Source organism: Sphingopyxis sp., assembly GCF_036402335.1.
Taxonomy (GTDB): domain Bacteria; phylum Pseudomonadota; class Alphaproteobacteria; order Sphingomonadales; family Sphingomonadaceae; genus Sphingopyxis.
Genome location: NZ_DASWTD010000168.1, coordinates 1 through 3,089 on the forward strand (window position 1 = coordinate 1; position 3,089 = coordinate 3,089).

Annotated in this window: 3 protein-coding genes; 1 reads left to right on the forward strand and 2 read right to left on the reverse strand. The window is 63.7% G+C overall.

Annotated elements, in window-relative coordinates; genetic code table 11:
- The first annotated feature begins 167 nt into the window (after positions 1-167).
- Positions 168-953 (forward strand): SDR family oxidoreductase, encoded by a 786-nt coding sequence (locus tag VGD20_RS05200; protein WP_331133428.1) that lies wholly within the window; start codon positions 168-170, stop codon positions 951-953.
- A 33-nt stretch (positions 954-986) separates the two neighbouring features.
- Here VGD20_RS05200 and VGD20_RS05205 read toward each other — a convergent pair whose 3' ends face one another.
- Together VGD20_RS05205 and VGD20_RS05210 are read right to left on the reverse strand one after the other, a co-directional pair.
- Entirely contained in the window at positions 987-2,003 is a 1,017-nt protein-coding gene (locus VGD20_RS05205) for an NAD-dependent epimerase/dehydratase family protein (RefSeq protein WP_331133429.1), read from the reverse strand.
- 39 nt (positions 2,004-2,042) lie between these two features.
- Positions 2,043-3,089: FAD-dependent oxidoreductase (locus VGD20_RS05210; RefSeq protein ID WP_331133430.1), on the reverse strand; the 1,047-nt coding region annotated here is incomplete at its 5' end.

A 3,089-nucleotide genomic window follows, 5' to 3' on the forward strand; every position in this document is an offset into this window, starting at 1 on the left:
GCCGCCGTTCGCTACCGCCAGAAACGTCTCGATATCACCGAACCGGTTATCCATCGCCATTCCTGATTTTGAATCATCACTGAAATGATGAAGCGCATTCTAATCAACAATGGCGGGTGACGCTATCTTGCATTCATCAGATTGTACTCAAGCGAAAGGAGTTCGTCATGGATCTCAAACTCAAAGGCAAGACCGCCCTCGTCACCGGATCGACTGCCGGCATCGGTTTCGCGATCGCCAAGCGCCTCGCCGAAGAAGGCGTCGACGTCGTCATCACCGGCCGCAACCAGCAGAAACTCGACGAAGCAGCCGCCGAACTGGCGCAATCGGGAACGATCCGCGCGGTCCTCGCCGACCCTGCCACCGCCGCAGGCGCCGATGCGCTCATCGCCGCGGTTCCCGCGGTCGATATTCTCGTCAACAATCTCGGCATCTATGAAGCCAAACCCTTCGCCGAGATCAGCGATGCCGACTGGCACCATATCTTCGAGGTCAATGTCGTCAGCGGCGCCCGCCTGTCGCGGCATTATTTTCCGAAGATGCTCGAAAAAGACTGGGGCCGCGTGATCTTCATTGCGAGCGAAAGCGGCCTGCTGCCGCCCGCCGAGATGGTCCACTACGGCATGACCAAGACCGCGCAGCTCACCATCGCGCGCGGCCTCGCCGAGCAGACCAGAGGTACGGGCGTCACCGTCAACAGCGTGCTGCCCGGGCCGACGCGGTCGGAAGGGATCACCGACTTCATCCGCTCGGTCGTATCGAACCCCGACGCCCCCGAAGCCGAGCGCGAAAAAGCCTTCTTCGAGGAGCTGCGTCCGCTGTCGCTGATCCGCCGCCTGATCGAGGCCGACGAGATCGGCGCGATGGTGACCTATCTCGCGAGCCCCCTCGCGGCGGTTACCAACGGCGCCGCGATCCGTGCCGAAGGCGGGATCGTCCCGACGATTGCTTGAGTGGTTCCCCTCCCGCAAGCGGGAGGGGGATTCTTACACTTTGACGATCCCGCGCGCGATCAGATCATGCGCCGTCGCGAGGATCGCTTCCTCCGGCGCGCGCATCGTCCAGCCGAGGCGCGCCATCGCATGGCCGCTGTCGCCGCCGCGGACATTGCCGAGTTCGGCGGCGACCTGTTTGAGTTCAGGCCGAACAAGCGCGAGCAGCTTGAGCAGCCAATCGGGCATCTTCTTCGTCGGCACCTTGCGCGCCTGCTCGCCCAGATTGGCCTTCAGGATATTGGCGACATCGATGAACTTCAGGAACGGCCCCGAACAGACGAAGCGCTCGTCCGCGATCCCCTCCGCCGTCAACGCACGATAATGGAGGTCGGCGACGTCGCGCACGTCGATGATCCCGAAGCCGACGTCGGGGCACATCGGCACCTTGCCTTCGAGCAGTTGCTTTATCAGCTCGATCGAGGTTGAGAGATCGTCCGATAGCAAAGGACCGAACACCGCCGCGGGATTGACCGAGGCGAATTCCATATCGCCACCCTCCGCGGCGACCCAGTCGCGCGCGGCGCGTTCGGCGACGGTCTTCGAGCGCGGATAAGGCATGACGTCGGGGTTGGCGAGATTGGTCCAGTCGGCCTCGTTGTAGAGATCGCGCCCCTTGCCATGGCCATAGGCGATCGCCGCCATCGACGAAGTCAGGACGAAACGCCGGATCCCGGCCGCCCGCGCGAAACGCAGCGCACGCAGCGCGCCCTCGCGTGCCGGGACGATCAACTCGTCGGCATGTTTCGGCACGCCCAACGGAAAGGGCGACGCGACATGCGCAACATGCGTGCAGCCGGCGACCGCTTCGGCCCAGCCAGCGTCTTGTTCGAGGTCGGCCGCGAAGAATTTCAGCCGGTCGTTGTCGACATTCAGCCAGCCGCGAACCTCGGGCTCGCGTTCCGGGCGGCGCACCGTCGTGTGGACCGTCCAGCCATTGTCGATCAACTGCCCGATGAGGAAGCCCGCGATATAGCCGCTGCCCCCGGTAACCAGTGCCGTGCCCGTCATGTGCCCCTCCTCACTCGTCAGGCGAGGAGGGTAGCAGGATTATTTGAGCAGCACGAGTTCCTCGGCCATGCTCGGGTGGAGCGCGACCGTCGCATCGAAATCGGCCTTGGTCAGCCCCGCCTTCACCGCGATCGCCGCTGCTTGCAGGATTTCGGGGGCGTCGGGGCCGATCATGTGCAGCCCGACGACCTGGTCGGTCGCCGCGTTGACGATCATCTTGTAGAGCGCGCGTTCGTTGCGGCCCGCGAGGACATTCTTCATCGCGCGGAAGTCGCTGGTGTAGACGCGGATCGAGCCGAGCTTGTTGCGCGCCTCGGCCTCGGTCATGCCGACCGCGCCGATCGGCGGATGGCTGAACACCGCGCTCGGGACATTGGAATAGTCGACGATGGTCGGCTTGCCGCCGAACACCGAGTCAGCGAACGCCTGCCCTTCGCGGATCGCCACGGGGGTCAACTGGATACGGTTGGTGACGTCGCCGACCGCATAGATGCCCGGTACCGACGACTGGTTCGTTTCGTCCACCTTGATCGCGCCGTCCTTGTCGAGGTCGACGCCGACCTCTTCGAGGCCGAGCCCCCTGCTGTTGGGTACGCGTCCCGCGGCAACGAGCACGGCGTCGGCCTGGATCGGGTCGCAGCCTTCGAGATGGACGGTCAGCGAACCGTCGTCATTCTTCTCGATCGACTGGAACGGCGCGTTGAACTTGAACTCGATGCCCTTGGTCATCGAAATCTGGAGCAGCCGGTCGCGGATCTGCTCGTCATAGCCGCGCAGGATCGTGTCGCCGCGGTTGACGATCGTCACCTTGCTGCCGAATTCGTTGAAAATCCCCGCGAACTCGTTGGCGATATAGCCGCCGCCCGCGATCACGACGCGCTTCGGCAGCGCCTCGAGATGGAAGACCTCGTTCGAAGTAATCGCATGTTCGCTGCCCGGGAATTCGGGAACGTGCGGCCAGCCGCCGGTCGCGATCAATATGTTCTTGGCGCTGATTTCCTGCCCGTCGGCAAGCCGCACCTTTTGCGGTCCGACGATTGTCGCGCGCGTCTTGAACAGCGTGACCTTATGATTGTCGAGCGTCTG

Bases quoted from the DNA above. Each gene is read 5' to 3' on its own strand.
- VGD20_RS05205 (WP_331133429.1), bottom strand. From the start codon at position 2,003: ATGACGGGCACGGCACTGGTTACCGGGGGCAGCGGCTATATCGCGGGC.
- VGD20_RS05200 (WP_331133428.1), top strand. From the start codon at position 168: ATGGATCTCAAACTCAAAGGCAAGACCGCCCTCGTCACCGGATCGACT.